The 20,770-nt window shown below is 65.5% G+C and carries 14 protein-coding genes; 7 read left to right on the top strand and 7 right to left on the bottom strand.

Features of this window, described 5'->3' with window-relative positions:
* Positions 1 to 67 precede the first annotated feature (67 nt).
* Both JS536_RS05155 and JS536_RS05150 read left to right on the top strand, forming a co-directional pair.
* On the top strand, positions 68 to 1,684 hold the full coding sequence (locus tag JS536_RS05155) for a CPBP family glutamic-type intramembrane protease (protein WP_346427459.1): 1,617 nt from the start codon (positions 68 to 70) through the stop codon (positions 1,682 to 1,684).
* Positions 1,685 to 1,785: 101 nt separating this feature from the next.
* On the top strand, positions 1,786 to 2,910 hold the full coding sequence (locus JS536_RS05150) for a diguanylate cyclase (protein ID WP_214356046.1): 1,125 nt from the start codon (positions 1,786 to 1,788) through the stop codon (positions 2,908 to 2,910).
* 334 nt (positions 2,911 to 3,244) lie between these two features.
* Here the strand turns inward: JS536_RS05150 and JS536_RS05145 are convergent, their stop codons facing one another.
* A complete protein-coding gene (locus tag JS536_RS05145) occupies positions 3,245 to 4,600 on the bottom strand; it encodes an FAD-dependent oxidoreductase (RefSeq protein WP_214356045.1) in 1,356 nt (451 codons plus the stop codon).
* 283 nt (positions 4,601 to 4,883) lie between these two features.
* Here JS536_RS05145 and murA point away from each other — a divergent pair, with 283 nt between their 5' ends.
* Complete coding sequence (gene murA / locus JS536_RS05140; protein ID WP_109056779.1) at positions 4,884 to 6,209, top strand: UDP-N-acetylglucosamine 1-carboxyvinyltransferase; 1,326 nt, start codon at positions 4,884 to 4,886, stop codon at positions 6,207 to 6,209.
* A 76-nt stretch (positions 6,210 to 6,285) separates the two neighbouring features.
* Here the strand turns inward: murA and JS536_RS05135 are convergent, their stop codons facing one another.
* On the bottom strand, positions 6,286 to 7,536 hold the full coding sequence (locus JS536_RS05135) for an MFS transporter (protein ID WP_214356044.1): 1,251 nt from the start codon (positions 7,534 to 7,536) through the stop codon (positions 6,286 to 6,288).
* 146 nt (positions 7,537 to 7,682) lie between these two features.
* Here JS536_RS05135 and argS point away from each other — a divergent pair, with 146 nt between their 5' ends.
* The 4 genes from argS to JS536_RS05115 all read left to right on the top strand — a co-directional run bounded on the left by argS (position 7,683) and on the right by JS536_RS05115 (position 13,991).
* Positions 7,683 to 9,521: an arginine--tRNA ligase gene (argS, locus tag JS536_RS05130; protein ID WP_214356043.1), complete on the top strand. Its 1,839-nt coding sequence runs from the start codon at positions 7,683 to 7,685 to the stop codon at positions 9,519 to 9,521.
* Positions 9,522 to 9,603: 82 nt separating this feature from the next.
* Positions 9,604 to 11,211, top strand: a complete 1,608-nt coding sequence (locus JS536_RS05125; protein ID WP_214356042.1) for a diaminopimelate decarboxylase — start codon at positions 9,604 to 9,606, stop codon at positions 11,209 to 11,211.
* A 107-nt stretch (positions 11,212 to 11,318) separates the two neighbouring features.
* Positions 11,319 to 12,635 carry a homoserine dehydrogenase gene (locus JS536_RS05120; protein ID WP_214304793.1) on the top strand — a complete coding sequence of 439 codons (1,317 nt, stop codon included), beginning with the start codon at positions 11,319 to 11,321 and terminating at the stop codon, positions 12,633 to 12,635.
* Positions 12,636 to 12,902: 267 nt separating this feature from the next.
* A complete protein-coding gene (locus tag JS536_RS05115) occupies positions 12,903 to 13,991 on the top strand; it encodes a homoserine kinase (RefSeq protein ID WP_214356041.1) in 1,089 nt (362 codons plus the stop codon).
* Between the two features lie 250 nt (positions 13,992 to 14,241).
* Here the strand turns inward: JS536_RS05115 and JS536_RS05110 are convergent, their stop codons facing one another.
* The 5 genes from JS536_RS05110 to JS536_RS05090 all read right to left on the bottom strand — a co-directional run bounded on the left by JS536_RS05110 (position 14,242) and on the right by JS536_RS05090 (position 20,691).
* A complete protein-coding gene (locus JS536_RS05110; protein ID WP_214356040.1) occupies positions 14,242 to 16,062 on the bottom strand; it encodes a hypothetical protein in 1,821 nt (606 codons plus the stop codon).
* 13 nt (positions 16,063 to 16,075) lie between these two features.
* A complete protein-coding gene (locus JS536_RS05105; protein WP_214356039.1) occupies positions 16,076 to 17,542 on the bottom strand; it encodes a hypothetical protein in 1,467 nt (488 codons plus the stop codon).
* Between the two features lies 1 nt (position 17,543).
* A complete protein-coding gene (locus tag JS536_RS05100) occupies positions 17,544 to 18,425 on the bottom strand; it encodes an ABC transporter ATP-binding protein (protein WP_214356038.1) in 882 nt (293 codons plus the stop codon).
* Between the two features lie 234 nt (positions 18,426 to 18,659).
* On the bottom strand, positions 18,660 to 19,883 hold the full coding sequence (locus JS536_RS05095; protein ID WP_214356037.1) for a hypothetical protein: 1,224 nt from the start codon (positions 19,881 to 19,883) through the stop codon (positions 18,660 to 18,662).
* Positions 19,867 to 20,691, bottom strand: coding sequence for a sigma-70 family RNA polymerase sigma factor (locus tag JS536_RS05090; RefSeq protein ID WP_214356036.1), 825 nt, complete (start codon positions 20,689 to 20,691; stop codon positions 19,867 to 19,869). The genes JS536_RS05095 and JS536_RS05090 overlap by 17 nt, the downstream gene beginning before the upstream one ends.
* Positions 20,692 to 20,770: the final 79 nt, after the last annotated feature.

Raw genomic sequence — 20,770 nt, 5'->3', positions numbered from 1 at the left:
CGCATGTTCGTCGACATTTGTGGACATCCTCACGATTCGTTCAGTTACGGCGGATAGGTTGGGCCGCATGAGCATGAACGATGTGAACCAGCCGAACGAATCGCATGGGCCGCAGCCGGGACAGGGGGAGTCCCGGCAGTCGCCGCAGACGGATGAAACGATCCAACCGAACGAGTATCAAGCTGTCCAGTCGGGGCAGCCGTTGCAGACAAACCGGACGAACCCGTACCAGTCGTCTCAGAACCAATATCAGCCGATTCCGCAGGGGCAGTCGAATGCGTCCCGCGGGTACCAGCCGATGCCATCCGGCGGTCCGGCATCGTCCCCGGTGATGCCAGCGCAGCCTACGCAACCGGTACCGTACCCGGCGATGCCGCAACAGTCGGTTGCAGCTCCGGCGATGCCGCAACAACAGTACGTAGCGTCGGCGGCACAGCAGCCGTCGATCCCATACGCGGTACCGACGGCGGGGCCGGCCGTGCCGCAGCCCGCACAGCCCGTCATGCCGAACTCTACGCAGCGATACCAGCAGTATCCGCAGTATGCGCAGCCGATTGCGCCCCAGTATCCTCCGCAGCCTGCGCAACCGCAGTATCGGCCGCAATACCCGTATCCGGCGTATCAGGCGTACCAGCCTTACCCGCCGCGTCCGGTGACGCCGGTGCCTCCGGTGGTTCCCGTCGACCCGCGGCAGGCATGGCGCACATGGCGTCGGAAGGTGGTCGGCCGTGCGATGGGCCTGACCTTCGCCTATGAGGGCATGATGTACGCGGGCGCGATCATCGCCGCCGGCATCGTGACCATGGTCGCCTCCACCGGATTCTTCGCTTCCGGCAGAGGTACCTACTCCAGCGACGACGGCATCATCAGCCTGATTTCCGTGGCCGTGGCGTTCGGGTTCCTACTGCTCATGCGCCGCCGCGACATTCTTAGCCGCGAATTCTGGCTCGGCGGCCCGCATCTGGACACGTACGGCGAGCCCAACCAGCGCGGTCGCGTGAGCCGATACGGCGGCGGACGCATGCGCCCGCAATGGTTCCTCGTGTTCATCGTGCTGGGCTTGGGCGTGCAGGGCAGCGTCTCGCTGGTGCAGATGCTGCTGTCGATGGGCGGCATCGATCTGGTCTCGCCCACGTCCGAAAGCATCAACGAATCCGCCGTGACGGTGAGCATGTGGCTGTACATCGGACTCGTCGGACCGATCTGCGAGGAGGTGATGTTCCGCGGGGTGCTCATGAAGGAGCTCAAGCCGTTGGGCAAGAACTTCGCGATCTTCACCTCCGCGCTCGCCTTCGGCCTCTTCCACGACGACGTGGTGCAGGGCACGTTCGCCTTCCTGTTCGGCCTGATCCTGGGCTTCGTGGCGATGGAATACTCGCTGGTCTGGTCCATCGCGCTGCACATCTTCAACAACGCGATCCTCTCCGGTGTGATCGATACGTTGTTCGCCGGTCAGCTCAGCGACAACGGCTATCTGGTGTATTCGATCGTCCTCGCGCTGGTCGGCGTGATCGGCTCGGCAATCGTGCTGGGGCTTTACGGCCGAAGCCTCGCGCAATACCGCCGCGAGAACCGCTCCATCCCGGACACCTACGCCGGCTGGACCTCGCCTGCGTTCATCACGTTCGTGGTGCTCAACGCTGCCGTCGCGATCGTTTCCTTCATCGGCGCGATGATGGGGTGAGTGGCGGTCTCCGTATGATTCAGTTGCGGCGTGAGCTTTTGCGCCCGTGCAATAGCGGGATGGCGGTGAGCCGTTGGCGCGGTGTGTTTTATGGTTGAGTCATGAGTGATTTCGAGCCTTTCTACGATGTGAACCGCACTTACGAGGACAACTACGCGCAAGGCCCGTTCGGGGCGTTCGCGCAGGCGCTGGCTGGGGATGAAGCCGCTTCAGCCGCATCGGCTGACTCCGGCTCCGCAGCCACCCCGACCGAAACGTTCCTCGGTCAGCCGGTCAACCTCGCATTCGGCATCCCCGCCGGCCCGCTGCTCAACAGCCGCTACACCACGGCGGCCTTCCGCATGGGCTTCGACCTGGCCACCTACAAGACCGTGCGCTCGCGCGCATGGGGCTGCAATCCGTTCCCGAACGTGCTGGCCGTGCACCCCAGGTCGGCGGACGGCTCGCTGACCCCCGGCAGCGCCGAACTCGACGAAGGCGTGCTGGCGGACACCAACTACGACCTGCCGATTTCCATCTCCAACAGCTTCGGCGTGCCCTCGCAGGACCCGGACGTCTGGCAGCCGGACATGAAGGCCGCCATTGCCGCGGCCGGCCCGGGCCAAGTGCTGGTGCCGAGCTTCCAGGGCTCACGTGTGGAGGGCATGAGCGAGGACGACTACATCGCCGACCACGCCACCACCGCCCGCTTGGTCAAGGAGACCGGCGCGAAGCTCATGGTGATGAACACCAGTTGCCCGAACGAGGGGCACAACCGTCTCCTGTGCCACAACCCGTTGCTCGTAGGCCGCATCACCGAGGCCGTGAAGCAGGCAATCGGCGATACGCCGCTGATGATCAAGCTTGCATACATCCCCAGCGACGACGACCTTGAGCTCATGGTGCGTTCCACCGTGGGCCGCGGCACCGTGCAGGGTTTCAGCACCATCAACACGATCTCCGCGCGCCTTGTGGACAAGGACGGCAACCAGGCCCTGCCCGGTGCGGGCCGTGACCGTTCCGGCGTGTGCGGCAACGCGATTCGCGGCGCCGGCCTCGACATGGTGGCCCGTCTCGCCGCCATCCGCGAGAAGACCGGCCTCGATTTCGCCATCAACGGCGTGGGCGGCGTGGTCTCGCCCGCCGATTACGCGGCGTACAAGAAGGCTGGCGCGGATTCGGTGATGTCCGCCACCGGCGCCATGTGGGACGCCGAACTCGCCCACAAGATCAAGGCGAGTCTTTAAGTTCCTTGAAGTCGTATAGGTCTTGCAGTAGCTAGTGACTATCGCCGTGCACTTGTCAGCGTTACTATTTTCGAAATAAACCTATGTTTCGTGAAAAGGTAACGCTGATGAGCGCTCAGCGTGCCTTTTTCACGAAATGAGGCCATAGTTCGAGAAAAGGTAACACTGAGAACGACTCAGCGTGCCTTTTTCACGAGCTATGGCCTCATTTCGTGAAAAGTAACGCTATGGGATGTGTCCGCCGCACCAGGAAAGAGCCTTGTACGGAAGACACACCTTACCGGTGGCGGAACACCTTACCGGGGCAGGATTCCCGTCATTTTTGGAATCGGAATCACTCCGCGGCGGCCTTCATGGCCACGGCGCCCACGTAATAGACGGGCTTGTCGAAGTTCGGCTGGAACAGGAAGTCCACATTGGCCAGCTGATCCACGGTGAAACCGGCCTGGATGGCCATGGAGATCACGTTCGCGGCACCGGAGATGTCCGCCTTGGAGCAGAACTGTCCGCCCTTGACCTGACGGGTCTTGGGGTCCCACGTCAGGATCGAGGTGACCGGTGTGGTGGTGAGCATGAAGTCCGGACGGTAGTCGTCCACGAGCTCGGTCTCGCGCACCGTGAGCCCGCGGCGTTCGGCACCCGCCTTGGTCAGGCCCGATGCGGCCAGCGACAGGTCGTACAGCTGCACGGCCGAGGTGGCCTGCGTGCCCATGTACTTCACGGTCGGCGTCTCGATGTTGCGGCCCACGAGCAGGCCCTGACGCACGGCGTTGGTGGCCAGCGGGATGTAGTCGTGCTTGCCGGTGGGGTTGTAGAACACGGTGGCCGAATCGCCGGCGGCGTACACGTCCGGCACGGAGGCCTGCATGTAGTCGTCCACGATAATCGCGCCGTTCGGCAGCATGTCCACCTTGCCCTTGAGCAGGTCGGTGTTCGGCAGGAAGCCGACCGCCAGAATCGCCATTTCGGCCGTGTACTCGCCCTTCTCGGTGATGACGGTGACGGTGTCGTCCGGATTGTCGCGGAACTCCACCACCTTCTGGCCGAGCGCGAGCGTCACGCCGTGCGCCTCGAACGCGGCGGCCACCTGGTCGGTGATGGCCTTGTCGAAGTTGTTGGCCAGCGGACGGTCCAGCCCGTCCACCAGCGTGGTCTTGACGCCCGTGAGACTGAACTGCTCGGCGATTTCGGCTCCGATGTAGCCCGAGCCGATCACCACCGCGGACTTGGCGGTCTTCGCCTTCTCCTTGATGGCGATGGCGTGGTCCCAGTTCTTGCACAGCAGCACATGCGGGCTGTCGATGCCCGGAATCGGCGGAATCACCGGGCGCGAGCCGGTGGTCACCACGAGCTTGTCGAACGCGAGCGTCTGTTCGCCGGCCGCACCGGCCTCGTCGCCGCCGTCCAGCGGACGGTAGGTGAGGGTCTTGGCGCCCAGGTCCACGGACGTCACATCGGTGCGCATGTGCATGGTCGCGCCCGCCTGCGCCAGCGCCTCGGGGGAGGAGTAGAACATCTTCTTCGGGTCGGACACATGGTCGCCCACCCACAGCGCGATGCCGCAGGACAAGAAGGACAGCGTGCCGTTGCGCTCGAAGACGTGAACGGTCCAATCAGGGTGCTCGGCGAGAATCGAAGTGGCGGCGAACGTGCCGGCGTGCGTGCAGCCGATGACGGCGACGGTGGTCATAAATGCTCCTTTGCTTGTGGCAGGTGTCAGGTATTGGCGTGACCTGCGTGCGGCGGAGCCTGTGATGCGCGGTTCGCGCGGCTTGGCCCCACCTGGCGGCCCGGTCCGCTTCGGCCGGCCCTCCACAGGCCACTGTACCAACGAATGATGCCGGTCGGCGGCATTACGGGCGATTGCTCTGCTGGGAGCGCATTCATGTCGCCTTTCACCATGTGCGCACATGGGTTATGGCAGACTGGACGATAGTGTTTCGCCGAACCGGATGAGGAATGGGAGAGTTGGCGTGGCTGAGAATCCGAACGATGTGCTGCATGTTGAGGGCGGCAAGCCGCTGAACGGCACCATCAAGGTGCGTGGCGCGAAGAACTTCGTCAGCAAGGCCATGGTGGCCGCGTTGCTGGCACCGGGCAAGTCGGTCCTGAAGAACGTGCCGGAGATCCGCGACGTGCACGTGGTCTCCGACCTGCTGCGCCTGCATGGCGTGAGCGTGGACGTCAACGGCGCGGAGGGCATCGTGACCATCGACGCCTCGCACGTGCAGCTGGCGGACGTGGCGGACGTGGACACGCTGTCCGGCTCCTCCCGCATCCCGATCCTGTTCTCCGGCCCGCTGGTGCACCGCCTGGGCGAGGCGTTCATCCCGGCGCTCGGCGGCTGCGCGATCGGCGGCCGACCCATCGATTTCCATCTGGAGACCCTGCGCAAGCTCGGCGCCACGGTGGACAAGGAGCATAAGGACGGCATCCACATCACCGCCCCGAACGGCCTGCACGGCGCGAAGATCCACCTGCCGTACCCGTCCGTGGGCGCCACCGAGCAGACGCTGCTGGCCGCCGTGCTCGCCGAAGGCAAGACCGAGCTGTCCGGCGCGGCCATCGAGCCGGAGATCATGGATCTCGTGGCCGTGCTGCAGAAGATGGGCGCGATCATCTCCGTGGACGTGGACCGCACGTTCCGCATCGAGGGCGTCAAGGAGCTGCAGGGCTTCACGCACACCTCGCTGACCGACCGCATCGAGGCCGCCTCCTGGGCCGCCGCGGCGCTGGCCACGCGCGGCGACATCTTCGTCAAGGGCGCCACCCAGCCGGAGATGATGACCTTCCTCAACGTGTTCCGCAAGGTGGGCGGCAAGTTCGAGGTGACCGACAAGGGCATCCGCTTCTGGCATCCGGGCGGCGACCTGAAGCCCGTGGCCATCGAGACGGACGTGCACCCCGGCTTCATGACCGATTGGCAGCAGCCGCTCGTGGTGGCCCTGACCCAGGCCAACGGCCTGTCGATCGTGCACGAGACGGTCTACGAGAACCGCTTCGGCTTCACCAAGCCGCTCGTGCAGATGGGCGCCACGATCCAGCTGTACCGCGAGTGCCTGGGATCCCTGCCCTGCCGCTTCCAGCAGCGCAACTACAAGCATTCGGCCGTGATCTTCGGGCCGACCCCGCTGACCGGCCGCGACATCGACGTGCCGGATCTGCGTGGCGGCTTCTCGCACCTGATCGCCGCGCTGGCCGCGTCCGGCCCGTCCGATGTGCACGGCATCTCGCTCATCGACCGTGGCTATGCGGACTTCCGCGGCAAGCTCGAGGCGTTGGGCGCCGATTTCGACTGATTCGGCCTGTGCCTTGCGTGACTGAGACTGACTGACGACATCACAGCCGGCTTTCCCAGAGGGGAGGCCGGTTTTGTTATGCCTCGAACCGCCTGGACAGCGGCACCGACACCGCGGTACCCAATGCCAGCAATCCGGCCGAGGCCAACAGCACTGCGGCTACGGGCAGGTGGTCGAACGCCCAGCCATAGGCCATCTGGCCGAGCGGCTGCGCGCACATGCTCACCGCCGCCACCATCGCCATCACCTTGCCGGTCATGGCGTCCGGCGTGCTGAGCTGGATGGTCGGCACGGCGATGAGGTTCGAGAAACAGCTCGCCACCATCGTGCCGAACGTGAAGCCCACCAGCACCACGAGCTTCACCCAGGCGGACACCGGCAGCAGGAACACGATGCCCTGCGGCAGGAGCGACACCGTCAGCCCCACCATCGCAAAGGGGAACCCGCGCATCGTGAGCTTCGCCGCGAATAGCCCGGCGACGAACGCGCCCACCACACCGGATACGCCCACCAAGCCGTCCGCGACGCCGTAGACCGTGGCGTCGAAGCCCAGCACCGTGCGGATGACGTAGGGGAATCCCACTGCTGAATTGCCGATGATCACGAAATTCAGCGATGCCGCGAACAGCAGCAGCGCGAACACGTTCGGCCGGTCCCTGACCAGGAATCGCATGCCGGCCTTGAGATCCTCGAGGGGCGTGGGCAGCTTCTCGTCGCCGCGGTCGGGCGCGGCCAGGCGGATGAAGCATTCGAGAACGGCCGCCGCGGCGAAACTCACGATGGTGACAACCATCATCGGCCGGATGCCGAACATCGCGTACAGCACGCCGCCCAGGAAACTCGGCAGCAGCGAGCCGAGCTGCTGGACCTGGTTGACCACGGCCATCGCCTTGCGCAGCGTGCCCTGGCCGTAATCGCGGAACATCTGGGGGAGTGCGGCCTGCACGGTCGGCGTCTCGAATGCGCCGAGCACGGCCAGGGCCACCTGCATCACCGTGATGGCCACGATGCTGAAGCCCACCGCGGCGAACGTGAGCGCGCTCGCCAGCACCAGCACGGCGGAAACGGCGTCGAGCGCCACCATGATGGTACGGCGGTTCACACGGTCGGCCAGCACGCCACCGAACGGGGAGAGCACGATCATCGGCACCACGGAAATCGCCAGAATGGAGCCGAATATGGTGGCCGAGCCGGTCTCGTCCAGCACCCACATGGCCATCGCGAATCGAAGCATGAGATTGCCGAACAGCGAGATGCCCTGTCCGGCGACGAGCAGGATGAAGTCGCGGCCGAGCAACGGCGAACGGGTGGATTGCGGATTGGTCATGATGTTTCCTTGGCTGGATGCTGGTCTGCCCTGCACTATATACATACCGTCAGTCGGTATGTATCGGGTCGCATGCTCCGCCGGGCCCGCCGGGACAGGGCGGCCCGCACGCCGCAAACGTCACCGTTGCCGGTATCCTTGAAAGAATGAGCCCTGAAGCCTTAAGTGAACTGATTTCCAAGATTGCCCACAACCTCGTCGCTGCCGGTCAGGCCGGCACCCTCACCGACGATCTGATCCCGCCCGTCGAGAAGCTCGCCGTCATGCGCCCGAAGGACCGCGCCCACGGCGACTGGGCCTCCAACATCGCCATGCAGCTGGCCAAGAAGGCCGGCATGAGGCCGCACGACCTGGCCGAACCGTTCGCCGCCGCGCTCGCTGAGGCCGACGGCATCAAGTCCGTGGAAGTGGCCGGCCCCGGCTTCATCAACATCACCCTTGACTCCGCCTCGGCCGCCGCCGTGGTGGACCAGGTGCTGAACGCGCCCGCCGACGAGCACGGCATCTCCACCTACGGCCGCAACGACCACCTGTCCGGCAAGACCCTGAACCTCGAGTTCGTCTCCGCCAACCCCACCGGCCCGATCCACATCGGCGGCACCCGCTGGGCCGCTACCGGCGATTCCATGGCCCGCGTGCTCGAGGCCAACGGCGCCAAGGTGGTGCGCGAATACTACTTCAACGACCACGGCGAGCAGATCAACCGCTTCGCCAAGTCCCTTGTGGCCGCCTGGGCCCGCGCCAATGACCTCGGCGAGGCCGGCTACCAGACCGAGACCCCGTTCGACGGTTACAAGGGCGCGTACATCGACGAGATCGCCCGCCGCGTCCAGGACGAGGCCAAGGCCGACGGCGTGGAGCTCACCGCGCTGCAGCATGAGGACCAGGGCCTCAACGCCGACGGCGAGCCGATCGGCGAGTCCGATTCCGAGGTGCGCGAGGAGTTCCGCAAGCGCGCCGTGCCGATGATGTTCGACGAGATCCGCAAGTCCATGAAGGACTTCCGCGTCCACTTCGACGTGTGGTTCCATGAGAACAGCCTGTACTCCGACGGCGAGGTCAAGCGCGCCATCGAGGTGCTGCGCGAGCGTGGCGACATCTACGAGAAGGACGGCGCCACTTGGTTCGAGTCCACCAAGCACGGCGACGACAAGGACCGCGTGATTATCAAGTCCAACGGCGAGTTCGCCTACTTCGCCGCGGACATCGCGTACTACTGGAACAAGCGCCACCGCGACACCGACCCGGCCGACGTGGCCATCTACATGCTCGGTGCCGACCACCACGGCTACATCGGCCGCATGATGGCCATGTGCGCCGCTTTCGGCGACAAGCCCGGCGAGAACATGCAGATCCTCATCGGCCAGCTGGTCAACGTCCTGAAGGACGGCAAGGCCGTACGCATGTCCAAGCGCGCCGGCAACGTCGTGACCATCGACGACCTGGTCGAGGCCATCGGTACGGACGCCTCCCGCTACTCGCTGGCTCGCACCGACTACAACTCCCCGGTGGACATCGACCTTAACCTGCTCGCCTCCCACTCCAACGACAATCCGGTCTACTACGTGCAGTACGCGCACGCCCGCTCCTGCAACGTGGACCGCAACGCCGAGGCCGCCGGCATCACGTACGAGGGCGCCGACCTGAGCCTGCTCGACACCGAGGCGGACGGCGAGGTGCTCGCGGCGCTCGCCCAGTGGCCGGCTCTGCTGACCCTGGCCGGCGACGCCCGCGCCCCGCACCGCGTGGCCCACTACCTTGAGGACCTGGCCGCCGCGTACCACAAGTGGTACAACGTCGAGCGCGTGGTGCCGATGGAGCTGACCGACCCGGAGACCCGCGGCGACGAAGCCGAAGCCGCGCGCATCGCCAAGGCCCCGGAGCCCGCCCGCGCCGCCGCACGCCTCAAGCTCAACGACGCCGTGCGCGACGTGATCGCCGCCGGCCTCGACCTGCTCGGCGTCACCGCTCCGGAGAAGATGTGACTTTTTCCCTCGGCTCCCCTTGTCAGGGGAGCCGTCACGCACTGCGTGACTGAGGGGTAGTCCAAGTAAAAGGACCTGCATCATGCCTATTTCACCGATTTGGCCGGCCGCCACGGCCATTGACCCTGCGACCGGCGCCATCACGTTCCACGGTCGCACCGCCGAATCGCTCCTGGACGAGTTCGGCTCGCCGCTCTACCTCATCGACACCGACGAGGTGGCCGCCCGTGCACGCCACTTCGTGTCCGCCGCGGCCAAGGCGTTCAACAACTCCACCACGCATGTGAGCTTCGCCGGCAAGGCGTTCCTGTCCAAGGAGATCGTGCGCCTGGTCACCGCCGAAGGCATGCTCGTGGACACCTGCACGATGGGTGAGATGAAGATCGCCCTCGCCGCGGGCGTGCCCGGCCGCCGCCTCGTGCTGCACGGCAACAACAAGTCGGACGAGGAGATCGCCCTCGCCATCGAGCAGGGCTTCGCCAAGATCGTGGTGGACGAGCCGAACGAGCCCGAGCGTATCGCCGCCATCGCCCGCAGGCTCGGCAAGCGCGCCCGCGTGATGCTGCGCGTCACCGTGGGTGTCCACGCCGGCGGCCACGAGTACATCTCCACCGCGCACGAGGACCAGAAGTTCGGCGTGCCGCTGCTGCCGTCCGGTGCGGACGCCTCCGTGCTGGACACGGTGCTGAACAACCTCGCCGACGTGACGCCGGCCGTCACGAACGCGCGCATCGCGCCGGCCGCCAACGCCGTAGCCGATGCCGCGCCGAACGAGCCGGCCGAACATCACGAACGACAGCTGCAGTACGACGTCAAGTACCCGTACGACCTCTCCCACGAAGAGGTCTCCGACAAGGACAAGGCGCTGGCCGAGGCCATGACGGCCATCGCCGACGGTCTGTCCATCGCCGTGCTCAAGACCATTCTGGCCAACCAGGACGTGCTCGAACTGGTCGGCGCGCACTCGCACATCGGCTCCAACATCCACGACGCGACCGCCTTCATCCAGGCCGCCAAGCGCATGATGCTGCTGCGCAAGACCCTGTACGCCACCGACGCCTTCACCCTGCCGGAGATCGACCTCGGCGGCGGCTACTCCGTGGCCTACACGGACGGCGAGGACTCGATGGACATCGATGTGGAGCTCACCCGCCTGGCCGAGGCCGTGACCGCCACCAACCGCGCGCTCGGCATGCCCGCGCCTGCCATCAGCTTCGAGCCCGGCCGCTACATCGTGGCCCCCGCCGGCGTGACGCTGTACCGCGTGGGCACCATCAAGCACGTGCACCTGTCCGACGCCAAGGATTCCGCCGGCAACCCGATCAACGAGCGTGTGTACGTCTCGGTGGACGGCGGCATGTCCGACAACATCCGCCCGGCCCTGTACGGCGCCGACTACACCGCGCGCCTCGCCAACCGTGAAGGTTCCGACGAGACGATGCTCGCCCGCGTGTGCGGCATGCACTGCGAGTCCGGCGACATCGTGGTGCACGAGGTAAGACTCCCCGCCGACCTGCGTCGCGGCGACATCCTGGCCGTGCCGGTCACCGGCGCGTACGGCCGCACGATGGCCTCCAACTACAACCAGGCGCTCATCCCGGCCGTCGTGGCCGTGAGTGAGTCCGACGCGCACGTGATGCTGCGCCGCCAGACCATCGACGACCTGCTCGCCCTCGACGTGAGCGAGTGAGCCGGTACCGGCAAAGGCAAGCAAGTCGAATGGACGATTCCCGGCCGCTGTAGGAATCAATCCGTACAATGGCCGTGGAGCAATACCTCTTTGGAAGGACCCCTCAAGTGGCAGAAAAGAACGAAACCCCGATTCGCGTAGGCCTGCTGGGCGCCGGCACGGTCGGCTCCCAGACCGCCCGCCTCATCGTCGAGCAGAAGGACGAGCTGTCCGCCCGCATCGGCCGTCCGATCGAGCTGACCGGTGTGGCATGCCTGGATCCGAAGGAAACCGAGCAGTTCCCGTGGATCGACCAGTCCATCGTCACCACGGACACCATGAGCGTGGCCACCAACGCGGACATCGTCGTCGAGCTCATCGGCGGCACCACCGTGGCCCGCACGTTCGTGCTCGCCGCCATCGAGTCCGGCGCCTCCGTGGTCACCGCGAACAAGGCGCTGCTGGCCAAGTACGGTCCGGAGATCTACGCCGCGGCCGAGGCCAAGGGCGTCGACATCTACTTCGAGGCCGCCGTGGGCGGTGCCATCCCGTTCCTGCGCCCGCTGCGTGAGTCCCTCGTGGGCGACAAGGTGACCAGCATGCTCGGCATCGTCAACGGCACCACCAACTACATCCTCGACGAGATGACCACCAAGGGCCTCCAGTTCGACGACGTGTTGAAGGACGCCCAGGCCAAGGGCTACGCCGAAGCCGACCCGACCGGCGACATCGAGGGTTACGACGCCGCCAACAAGGCCGCCATCATGGCCACGCTCGGCTTCCACACCTCCGTGACCATCGACGACGTGTCCGTCGAGGGCATCACCAAGATCACCGCCGACGACATCGCCGCCGCCACCGCCGAGGGCAAGGTCATCAAGCTGCTCGCCGTGGTCGAGAACGGCGAGGCCGGCGTCTCCGCTCGCGTCTACCCGGCCCTGATCCCGGAGACCCACCCGCTGGCCTCCGTGCACGGTTCGTTCAACGCCGTGTTCGTCAAGGCCGAGGCCGCCGACGATCTCATGTTCTACGGCCGCGGCGCCGGTGGCGCTCCGACCGCCTCCGCCGTGGTGGGCGACGTGGTCACCGAGGCCCGTCACATCGCCGCCGGCTGCACCGGTCCGTCCATCCCGCTGTACAAGAACCTGAAGAAGGCTCCGATCAACGCTTCCAAGGCCGCGTTCGCCGTGCGCTTCCTCATCCACGACAAGCCGGGCGTGCTGGCCGCCATCGCCGCCGAGTTCGCCAAGAACGGCGTGTCCATCAACGGCGTGAACCAGGACCTCAAGCCCACCATGACCGACCCCGGTTACGACGGCGAGATCCAGCAGCTGCGCGTGGTGACCCACCTGACCGACGAGGAGACGCTGCGCGAGACCGTCAAGGCCGTGCAGGCGCTCGACTTCGTGACCGGCGAGCCGTCCATCCTGCGCGTGCTGGACTGATTTCGTGCTTCAACAGTAGTGAGCGTCGCAGCATAATACGGCATCGCACGCAGTGTGATTCCCGGTAGCGTGGAGCTCCCCTCAGTCAGCTTCGCTGACAGCTCGTCCTGCAATTACGGACGAACTTCGTTCGCATGTTGTTGGCTCGACTGTCGTCTCGCACATTGCCTACAAACAGCTCTGCTGTTTGCTTCACGGCAACGTCCTCACAGAGGGGAGCCGGCTGCGGAGCAGGCTGAGGGGAGCTCGTTTTTTTAAGGAACAACCATGAATCCAATCTGTTCACAGGTGCGCGTGCGCGTGCCCGCCACGTCCGCCAACCTCGGCTCCGGCTTCGACACCGTGGGCCTGGCGCTCGACTACCACGACGAGCTCACCTTCACGCTCAACCCCGACCCCGCCGACGGCATCGCCCACGTGTTCATCCACGGCGAGGGCGAGGACACGCTTCCGCGCGACGAAACCCATCTGGTGGTCTCCACCTTCCGCCGCGCCTGCGCCACGTTTGGCCTGGGACGTCTCGGCTTCACGCTCGAGGCCACCAACAACATTCCGCAGGCCCGCGGCATGGGCTCCTCCGCCGAGGCCATCGTGGCCGGTATCGCGGCGGCCGCGGCCTTCGCCCAGCCCGGCGAGCTCAACCGTCCGGCCATCTTCGACATGGCCGCGCAGATCGAAGGCCATCCGGACAACGTGGCTCCGGCCGTATTCGGCGGCTTGACTGTCTCCTGGGACTTCGCCACCGCCGAAGGCGTCGGCTCGGTGGCCATCCCCGGCGGCGAACCGCTGCATGGCGGCTTCCACACGGTCAACTACCCGGTCGACCCGGCCATCACCGCGGCCGTGTTCGTGCCGGACTACGAGCTGTCCACCGAAAAGGCGCGCCAGGCGCTGCCGAAGGAAGTGCCGCATAAGGACGCGGTGTACAACGTGTCCCGTGTGGGTCTGCTGCCGGCTGCGATGAACCCGGTGGTGCTGGCACAGGCCGAGGCCCAGGGTGGCGCCGATGCGCTGGGCGGAAACTCCGCAGGCGCAGGCGCCGGTCAGGTGACTCCTGCCGCGTTCGCCACCGCGGCCGCGCAGGCCAATGCGTTGCTATTCACGGCCACGCAGGATCGACTGCATCAGCCGTATCGCACGCCGCTGATGCCGCCGTCCGCCGAACTGATCGAGTTGTTCCGTGCCAAGGGCTACGCCGCCGCCGTCTCCGGTGCCGGCCCGTGCGTGCTTGTGCTGCACTACGGCAACGCACGCGAGGCCATCGACCAAGTGGCCGCCACCCAGCTGGCATCCGGCCACTGGCGCGTGCTGCACCTGCCCATCAACACCAAGGGCGTGGAGATCGAACGGCGGTAGGGGAGTCCGATCGGAGTGATTCCTTATCGGCCCTCTTACTGCTGAACAACCACGAAACAGACACTATGTATGCGGCTGAACGAAGCATCCGCATACATAGTGTCTGTTTTGCTCTGTAAAACCTCACTAAGTATGCGGAGCCATGGTTGGGCCGCATACTTAGTGACGGTTCGCATCGGCTGGTGTCGGCTGGCGTTGATGTACAGCGGTCGGCATTGGTTCATACCGGCTGCAGAACCGACGCAGCCGGTCAGCTCATCAACAGTTCGCGGCGACCGAGCCGGAACGTCGAAAACATCCAAGCCGCCGCGGACAGCGCCAGCACGCCCAACGGCATCCACGCCTCCAGCCCTGGCACGGTCAGTCGGTTCGTGAACCAGTTGCCCATGAGGAACATGTTCTGGAAGTAGATGAACCGCGATGGCAATAGCACGAGGGACAGCAGCGGCACCATCACCAGCAGCATCCGGATGATCGAGCGCATCGAACGGCACAGCCACGCGCCCACCATCGTAATCGCCAGCGTCAGCACCAGCACCGTCGCGCTGATGATCGCCAAGTACTGTCCGAACGTCCAATAGGCCCATGGCACGATCGGCGCGCCAAACAGAGATTCGAGTGAGATTCCGGCGACGCTCACGTTCGAGTTGAGATTCAGCACCGGCACGGCAAGGAAGTCACGTAGCATCACCGCCAACGGAATGCCGAACACGGCCAGCGACACGAGCCCGATGATTAGCGAGCTGGACGCCGTCGCCGCCACGCGCGCATGCTGCCCGGCACGGCCCGAGCGCGAGGCCCACTGCAGCTGCGTCATGCGACGGCCGCGGTCGCGCACCATCACCGGCACGGTCATCGCGGCGGAGGCGATTACCGAGAACACGGCGACCATGGCCGCATAGGTCCACGTCTTTTCCACCACGTTGTACTGGATGTAGCTGGATCGGCCGGGGTCCGCGGCGTAACGGGCCAGCCGCTCGGTCACGGCCTTCGGCATCGTGCCGGGCACGCGGTACGACTGCGAACCGAGCGAGGCGTCATTCGGGTCGCATCCGGTGCCGAGCTGGGCGTAGTCTGCGGTGCCATCGCCGTTGCTGCTATCGTTTGCTGATTCGGAACCGCTGGCGTCCACGGCGCCGGCATCGCCAGTCCCGCTCGCGCTGGAACCGTTGTCATTTGTGCCGTTGTCGTCTGCGGTGCCGGATTTGCTGTTCCCGTCGCTGCCGTTCGCACCGTTGGCGGCATCACCGGTCCCGGTCCCGCCATTGCCGTTCGACTCGCCGTCGGTCTCGTTCGTGACCGTCTTGCCGGTGATGTCCGTGGTCGCGCAGCCGCCGGAGATCGCGGCCGACCAGCCATTCTCCGCCTCCGCCCGGTAATCGTGTTCGAACTGTTTCTGCAATGCCGTGATCGGGTGATCGGTGCTGGCAGTGGACCGCAGCATCTCCACCGAATTGGTCAGATTGTGCTGCGCGTCGGCCTGAGTGATGGGGAAATGCCTCATCAGCAGGCTGATGTTGTACAGATCCTGCAACGCCTCGGAATCCTGGGTGATGACTCGGTCGGCCTCGCCCACCGCGCGTTGCTGTTCTTCGGTCATGTGCTCGGTCGGGTCCTTCGCCCGCTTGGCGGCGTCGATGGCGGCGCTTTCGGCCGTACTCGCGCCGGTCGAAGTCCTGCCATCGGTGATTGTGTTGGGCGCGCCGGTGGGGTAGAACGTTCCGCTGGCAATCGAGTCGTGCCAGCGCTCATAGCCGGCGAAGTCGCTGATGCCGAGCGTCTTGGCTTCGGTCGGGTGCATCTGGATATCGCGTGTCACCTGCTTTTCGAGGCGTGGGATGTCCGCCTTCATCTTGTCAATGGTGCTCTTGTCGGTGAGTGGGCCGTAACGGTCGATAAGCCGTCGCTCGCTGGACAGATTGAGTGCCGTCCAGGCCACGCGGTCGGTGGCGGTGTAGTCGTCGAAGGCCGGCAGGATGCCGACGAACGTCCACAGCGCGCCCATCGCGATGAGAATCAGTACGGGAAGCGGGCGCCAGATCTTGCGCATCTCCGCTGCGAACAATGTCATGATGGCTCCTTTGCTATTTCAGGTCTTTACGATTGAACGAACGTCGCGCCAGCAGCACGCCAGCCGTGAGATACGCCAGCGAACATGCGGTCACGCCGGTCTCCCAGAACGCGGTCGGCGCGTCGAGCCCGAGTTCGGTGAACCACTGCTCACGCAGCAGCAGTACGCCCACCGGATTGAACCCGCCGACCCACGCGAGCCACGGCAATCCCAGCGAATGCGCTGCACCCACAAGTCCGATCACCAGCAGTACGGCCACGCCCACGCAGCCCGCCACCGCGAACGTATTGCGGATCAGCAATCCCAACACCGCCGTGAACAGCGCGAAGCACAACGTGACCGCCAACCCCAGCGCCAGCCTCACGAACAGATACTGTCCGATGGTCAGATCCCACCAAGTGATGAACGGCTGTTGCCCGAACACCGTGTTGAACTGACTGGACACGCTCGCGCTCCACACGCCGCGCACATCGAACACCATGAGATACGGCACCACGATCGCTGCCACGAGCAGCAGGTACGCCACCGTCGAGGCGATGAGTCCGGCTGCGATTTTCGGCGCCGTGAGCCGCCGACCCGTGCGAGTGGTCATCAACAGCTGCTCGGTGCCGGACGTGCGTTCGGAACCGAGCGCCAACGCCATCAGCAGCACCGCCAGAGCGCAGGTCTCAAAGAACAGATAGCCGGTCATGCGAGACCAGTGCAGCAACGTGTCATCGGTGGCCGTCCCGGCCGCCAGGTCCATCGCCGCTCCGGTTGCGGTCAGATGCGTCACGCGAGCGGCGTAGGCATCGTACTTGCGTTGCATCAGCCAGGTGGCCACCGGATCACCGGCGACCTGCGCGAGCACCGCATCGCGCATGGGCGACGGATCGTAGGAGGCGAGCGTGTTCGTCACGCCCGCGGTGACGGCCGTGAGCTGCCGGTGCAGTTCGTCGTCCGTCAGCGTGGAATCGGCGGGGATTCGTGCGGTGATAACGATTGCGTCGGTGGGTGATGCGTCGTTTGCCGGGCTGTCGACAGTGGCATCGTCGGTGCCGGCGGCTGACTGGGATGAAGACGTGTTGGTTGCGGCAGGCACGCCGGTCGCCGTGCCGCCGGCAGCGGTGTCGTTGGTGATGTCGGCGACAGTGCCGTTGCCGGACTCGCCGGAACCGGTATCGACCTGCGCAAGCTTCCGGCTGAAGTCGGTGCCGGTCCTGCCGCCGATGGTCACGGCGACGGCGCTCGCGTAATTGTGCAGCGCGACGGTGTTCGCAGGCACGGTCGCGGCCAGCATGAGATTCACCATCGCGAACACGGCGACGAACGCCCACACCAACGGCAGTCGCGCGATTTTGACCAGCTCGGTGCCGGTGAATCGCAGGGGATGCAGGGCGGTTCGGGTTGCGCCGGCGGCTGCGGTCTTGGCGGCGGTCAAGTCCGTTACGCTGACACCCGATTGGAGTCGAACGTGCCGTGCGGGTCGTGACGTGCTCATCTCAGCCTCCGTAGATGACCAGGAAAGCGTCTTCGAGATTCGGTGCCACTGCGACCGGGCCGGTGGGCGCGATGCCCGGCACCGGCAGACTCGAGGCTCCGGCGATGGGCTCGGGCGAGTAGATGCGCAGCCGCGTCACGCCGCCGTACTGCACTTCGGACAGCAATCGTTGTCCGCCGGTCAGCGGCATGTCCGCCGGCACCTCGTAGATCTTGCCCTCCATCGACTTGCAGATGTCGGCGGGCGCGGCGTTGGCGAACACCGTGCCGTCGCGCAGCATCACGATATGTCCTGCGATCGTTTCCAGATCGGAGACGATGTGGGTCGAAAGGATGACGATGCGATTGGCGGCGAACGAGTGGATGATGTTGCGGAAGCGCACGCGCTCCTTCGGGTCGAGGCCCGCGGTGGGCTCGTCGAGGATGAGGATGCGCGGGTCATGCACGAGCGCCTGCGCGATGCCTACGCGCTGGATCATGCCGCCCGAGAACGTTCGCATCCGCTTGTTCGCGGAATCCGCGAGCCCGACCATGTCCAGCAGGGTATTGATGCGTTCGCCAAGCCCGGCGCGCGGCATGCCCTGCAGCGCGGCGATGTAGCGCAGGAACTGGCGTGGCGTGTAGTTCGGGTAGTAGCCGAAATCCTGCGGCAGGTAGCCGACCTGGCCGCGATAGCGCTCGCCGAGGGCCGTGATGTCCTCGCCGTCCAGCCGGATCGCGCCGGTGTCGGGGAAGAGCAGCGTGGTCATGAGCTTCATCAGCGTGGTCTTGCCCGCGCCGTTCGGGGCGAGCAGGCCGTAGACGCCGTGGTCGAACTCCAGGTTGATGTCGTGCAGGATGGTTTTGCCGGACAGTTTCTTGGATACGTTGTCAACAGTGAGCATGGTAGATCCTTTCGGGTGGAAGCGAGCCGCACCTTTTCTTGGCTCCCCTTGTCAGGACATTGCCGTGAAGCAAACAGCGGAGCTGTTTGTAGGCAATGTGCGAGACGACAGTCGAGCTAGTAAGTTGCGAACGAAGTTCGTCATTAATTGCAGGACGAGCCGTCGGCAGAGCCGACTGAGGGGTAGTTAAAGGTATTGAGCCAATTCTGGTTTTGGCGCAGTCAGACGTGGCAATCAGGCGAACCGCGCGACGGCGGGGGAGAGGCGTACGAATCGGTTCATCGCCGCGAAGTAGGCGATGCCCGTCGCCACGGCGGTGACCAGCGCGACCGTCGGTGGCAGGCCGGTCAGCAGCGGAGTCAGTACGTCGTGCCAGGCCAGCAGCACCGCGCCCAGCGCCACCCATGCGGCCGGCACCACGGCCATCGTCCACGGCCATCGGCAGCGAACGTCCGCCGTCAACTGCGCGATGCCGAAGAGGAACAGCGCGCTGAACGCCACGCCCAGCAACGTCGCCAGCGAGAACCGGGAGATCGGGGCGTTTGCCGCCGTGACGAATCCGGTCGTTTCGGTTGCATTCGGTAGGCCTGCCACACCGGCTATGCCGTTCGATCCGACGAATCCCATCTGCATGCCGACCGCGTTGACGCACAGTCCATACGCCACGATGAACGTGGCCGCCACCGCGCCCACCACCAGCATGCGCAGCGCGCACAGGCGGACGAACGACCAGCGCATCGTGCGCAGCAATTCGTCGGTTCGCTGCTCATGCTCGCGCCAGCGCACCAGCAGATGCGTGGCCTCGTACATGAACGGTGCGGTCAGGAACATGCTTGCGTACAGGATGCCAGGGTCGGTGAAGACGCGCGCGCCGTCGGACAGTATCCGCAGGAACGGGATCAGCCAGACGGCCACGGTCATCACCAGTGCCACGGCCACGCAGTCCCATGCGCCGAAGAACAGGTCCCGCAGGCGCAGGGATCCGCGCGCCTCGCGCAGCGTGGACCACAGGGTGACACGCTTGGGCACTCCCGCTTGGACCGCCGTTGCGATCGCGTGTTCGCGGCGTAGCGGCGAGGCTGCCAAAGCGTTGGCGATGGCAGTGTTGACGGCTTCGTCCGCCGATGTGTTCTCCGGAGCATTGTGCGGGGCGGTCGCGTGCGTAACGAGGGCATCGTATGAGGTATTGCTGTCAGTATGGCCGGCATACGGCACTGTGGCAACGCTGGCATTGACTGTACCGGCAGTCGTGCGTGCCCCGAACTTGGGCTCATCCGTAGCGGCCGCGGCTGCCGTACGTGCCGCTAGGGCCCGCATGATGCGGGATTCCATACGGTCGAAGTCACCGCGGTCGGCGGCCCGGTTGATGGTGTCCGCAGTGATGTTGACGGTGTGGACGCCGTTGTATGGGCGGCTGCCGGAATCCGCGGTGATGTTGCGATCAGTCTGCTCGTTCATCGCCGAACTCCTTTCGAATCGCTTGGATAAGTCGGTAGTAGCGGGCCTTCACGGCCTCCGTGCGCTCGCCGCGGGCCTGCGCGATCTGCGGGAACGTGAGTCCGGCGGCCGTATGCAGGTGGAAAATCTCCTGGGTGCCGGCGTCGAACCGGGAGACGAACGTCTCGATTCGGGTCAGCAGGTCGGCGTCGGCCTGTGATTCGGCCGGATCCCGCGCCTGCTTGGTGCCGGCGACGGGCTCGGCGGTGCCGTTGGCGATGGCATTGCCAACGATGTCACCGTTTCCGGTGCCAGCGCCGGTGCTGGGCTGTGGGTCCAACGGTGTGATCGTGATGCGTTGCGCCCGCCGCGCGTCGATCACCTTGCGTGAGGCGATGGCGTGCATCCAGGTGCGCACCGACGCCTTGGCGGGGTCGTAGGTGGATAGCGCCCGTAGGACGGCGATCATCGTCTCCTGCGTGAGGTCGAGCGCATGGTCGCGGTCGCCGGTCGTGCGCCAGATGAAAGCGCACACGTCATCGAAATACGCGCGCACCAGCTGGTCGGCCGCCTCCTGCGAACCATGGCTGACGATGGCGCGAATCAGACGACGATCGGTCGCGGCGCGGGTTTCGGTAGCCTCGTCGGTCGCGACATGGGTTTCGTCGCAGGCATTGACGGTGCCGGTGGCTCTGGCGGGCCAGGCTGTGTCGTCGGACGTGACATGTGCGTTGGCTCGGCCGTCGGCGGCATCGGCGGCTTTGGAGGTTCCGGCGGATGTACCGTTACGCCCGCCTCCGCCTCGTCGTGCCGCCGTAAACCAACCCATGACCGTCTCCCTTTCGTCGCGTTCACAGGTATATACGTGCGAAGCTCGCGAATCGTTGCACGGAACTTCACCCGGGCGT

The organism is Bifidobacterium sp. SO4 (genome assembly GCF_018555355.1).
GTDB classification, from domain to species: domain Bacteria; phylum Actinomycetota; class Actinomycetes; order Actinomycetales; family Bifidobacteriaceae; genus Bifidobacterium; species Bifidobacterium miconisargentati.
This window is presented reverse-complemented; position numbering and strand designations above follow the sequence as displayed.

What these genes read in the sequence shown, in the direction of transcription:
- JS536_RS05155 (WP_346427459.1), top strand. Translation starts at nt 68, where the DNA reads ATGAGCATGAACGATGTGAACCAGCCGAACGAATCGCATGGGCCGCAG.
- JS536_RS05150 (WP_214356046.1), top strand. Translation starts at nt 1,786, where the DNA reads ATGAGTGATTTCGAGCCTTTCTACGATGTGAACCGCACTTACGAGGAC.
- JS536_RS05145 (WP_214356045.1), bottom strand. Translation starts at nt 4,600, where the DNA reads ATGACCACCGTCGCCGTCATCGGCTGCACGCACGCCGGCACGTTCGCC.
- JS536_RS05135 (WP_214356044.1), bottom strand. Translation starts at nt 7,536, where the DNA reads ATGACCAATCCGCAATCCACCCGTTCGCCGTTGCTCGGCCGCGACTTC.
- argS (WP_214356043.1), top strand. Translation starts at nt 7,683, where the DNA reads ATGAGCCCTGAAGCCTTAAGTGAACTGATTTCCAAGATTGCCCACAAC.
- JS536_RS05125 (WP_214356042.1), top strand. Translation starts at nt 9,604, where the DNA reads ATGCCTATTTCACCGATTTGGCCGGCCGCCACGGCCATTGACCCTGCG.
- JS536_RS05115 (WP_214356041.1), top strand. Translation starts at nt 12,903, where the DNA reads ATGAATCCAATCTGTTCACAGGTGCGCGTGCGCGTGCCCGCCACGTCC.
- JS536_RS05110 (WP_214356040.1), bottom strand. Translation starts at nt 16,062, where the DNA reads ATGACATTGTTCGCAGCGGAGATGCGCAAGATCTGGCGCCCGCTTCCC.
- JS536_RS05105 (WP_214356039.1), bottom strand. Translation starts at nt 17,542, where the DNA reads ATGAGCACGTCACGACCCGCACGGCACGTTCGACTCCAATCGGGTGTC.
- JS536_RS05100 (WP_214356038.1), bottom strand. Translation starts at nt 18,425, where the DNA reads ATGCTCACTGTTGACAACGTATCCAAGAAACTGTCCGGCAAAACCATC.
- JS536_RS05095 (WP_214356037.1), bottom strand. Translation starts at nt 19,883, where the DNA reads ATGAACGAGCAGACTGATCGCAACATCACCGCGGATTCCGGCAGCCGC.
- JS536_RS05090 (WP_214356036.1), bottom strand. Translation starts at nt 20,691, where the DNA reads ATGGGTTGGTTTACGGCGGCACGACGAGGCGGAGGCGGGCGTAACGGT.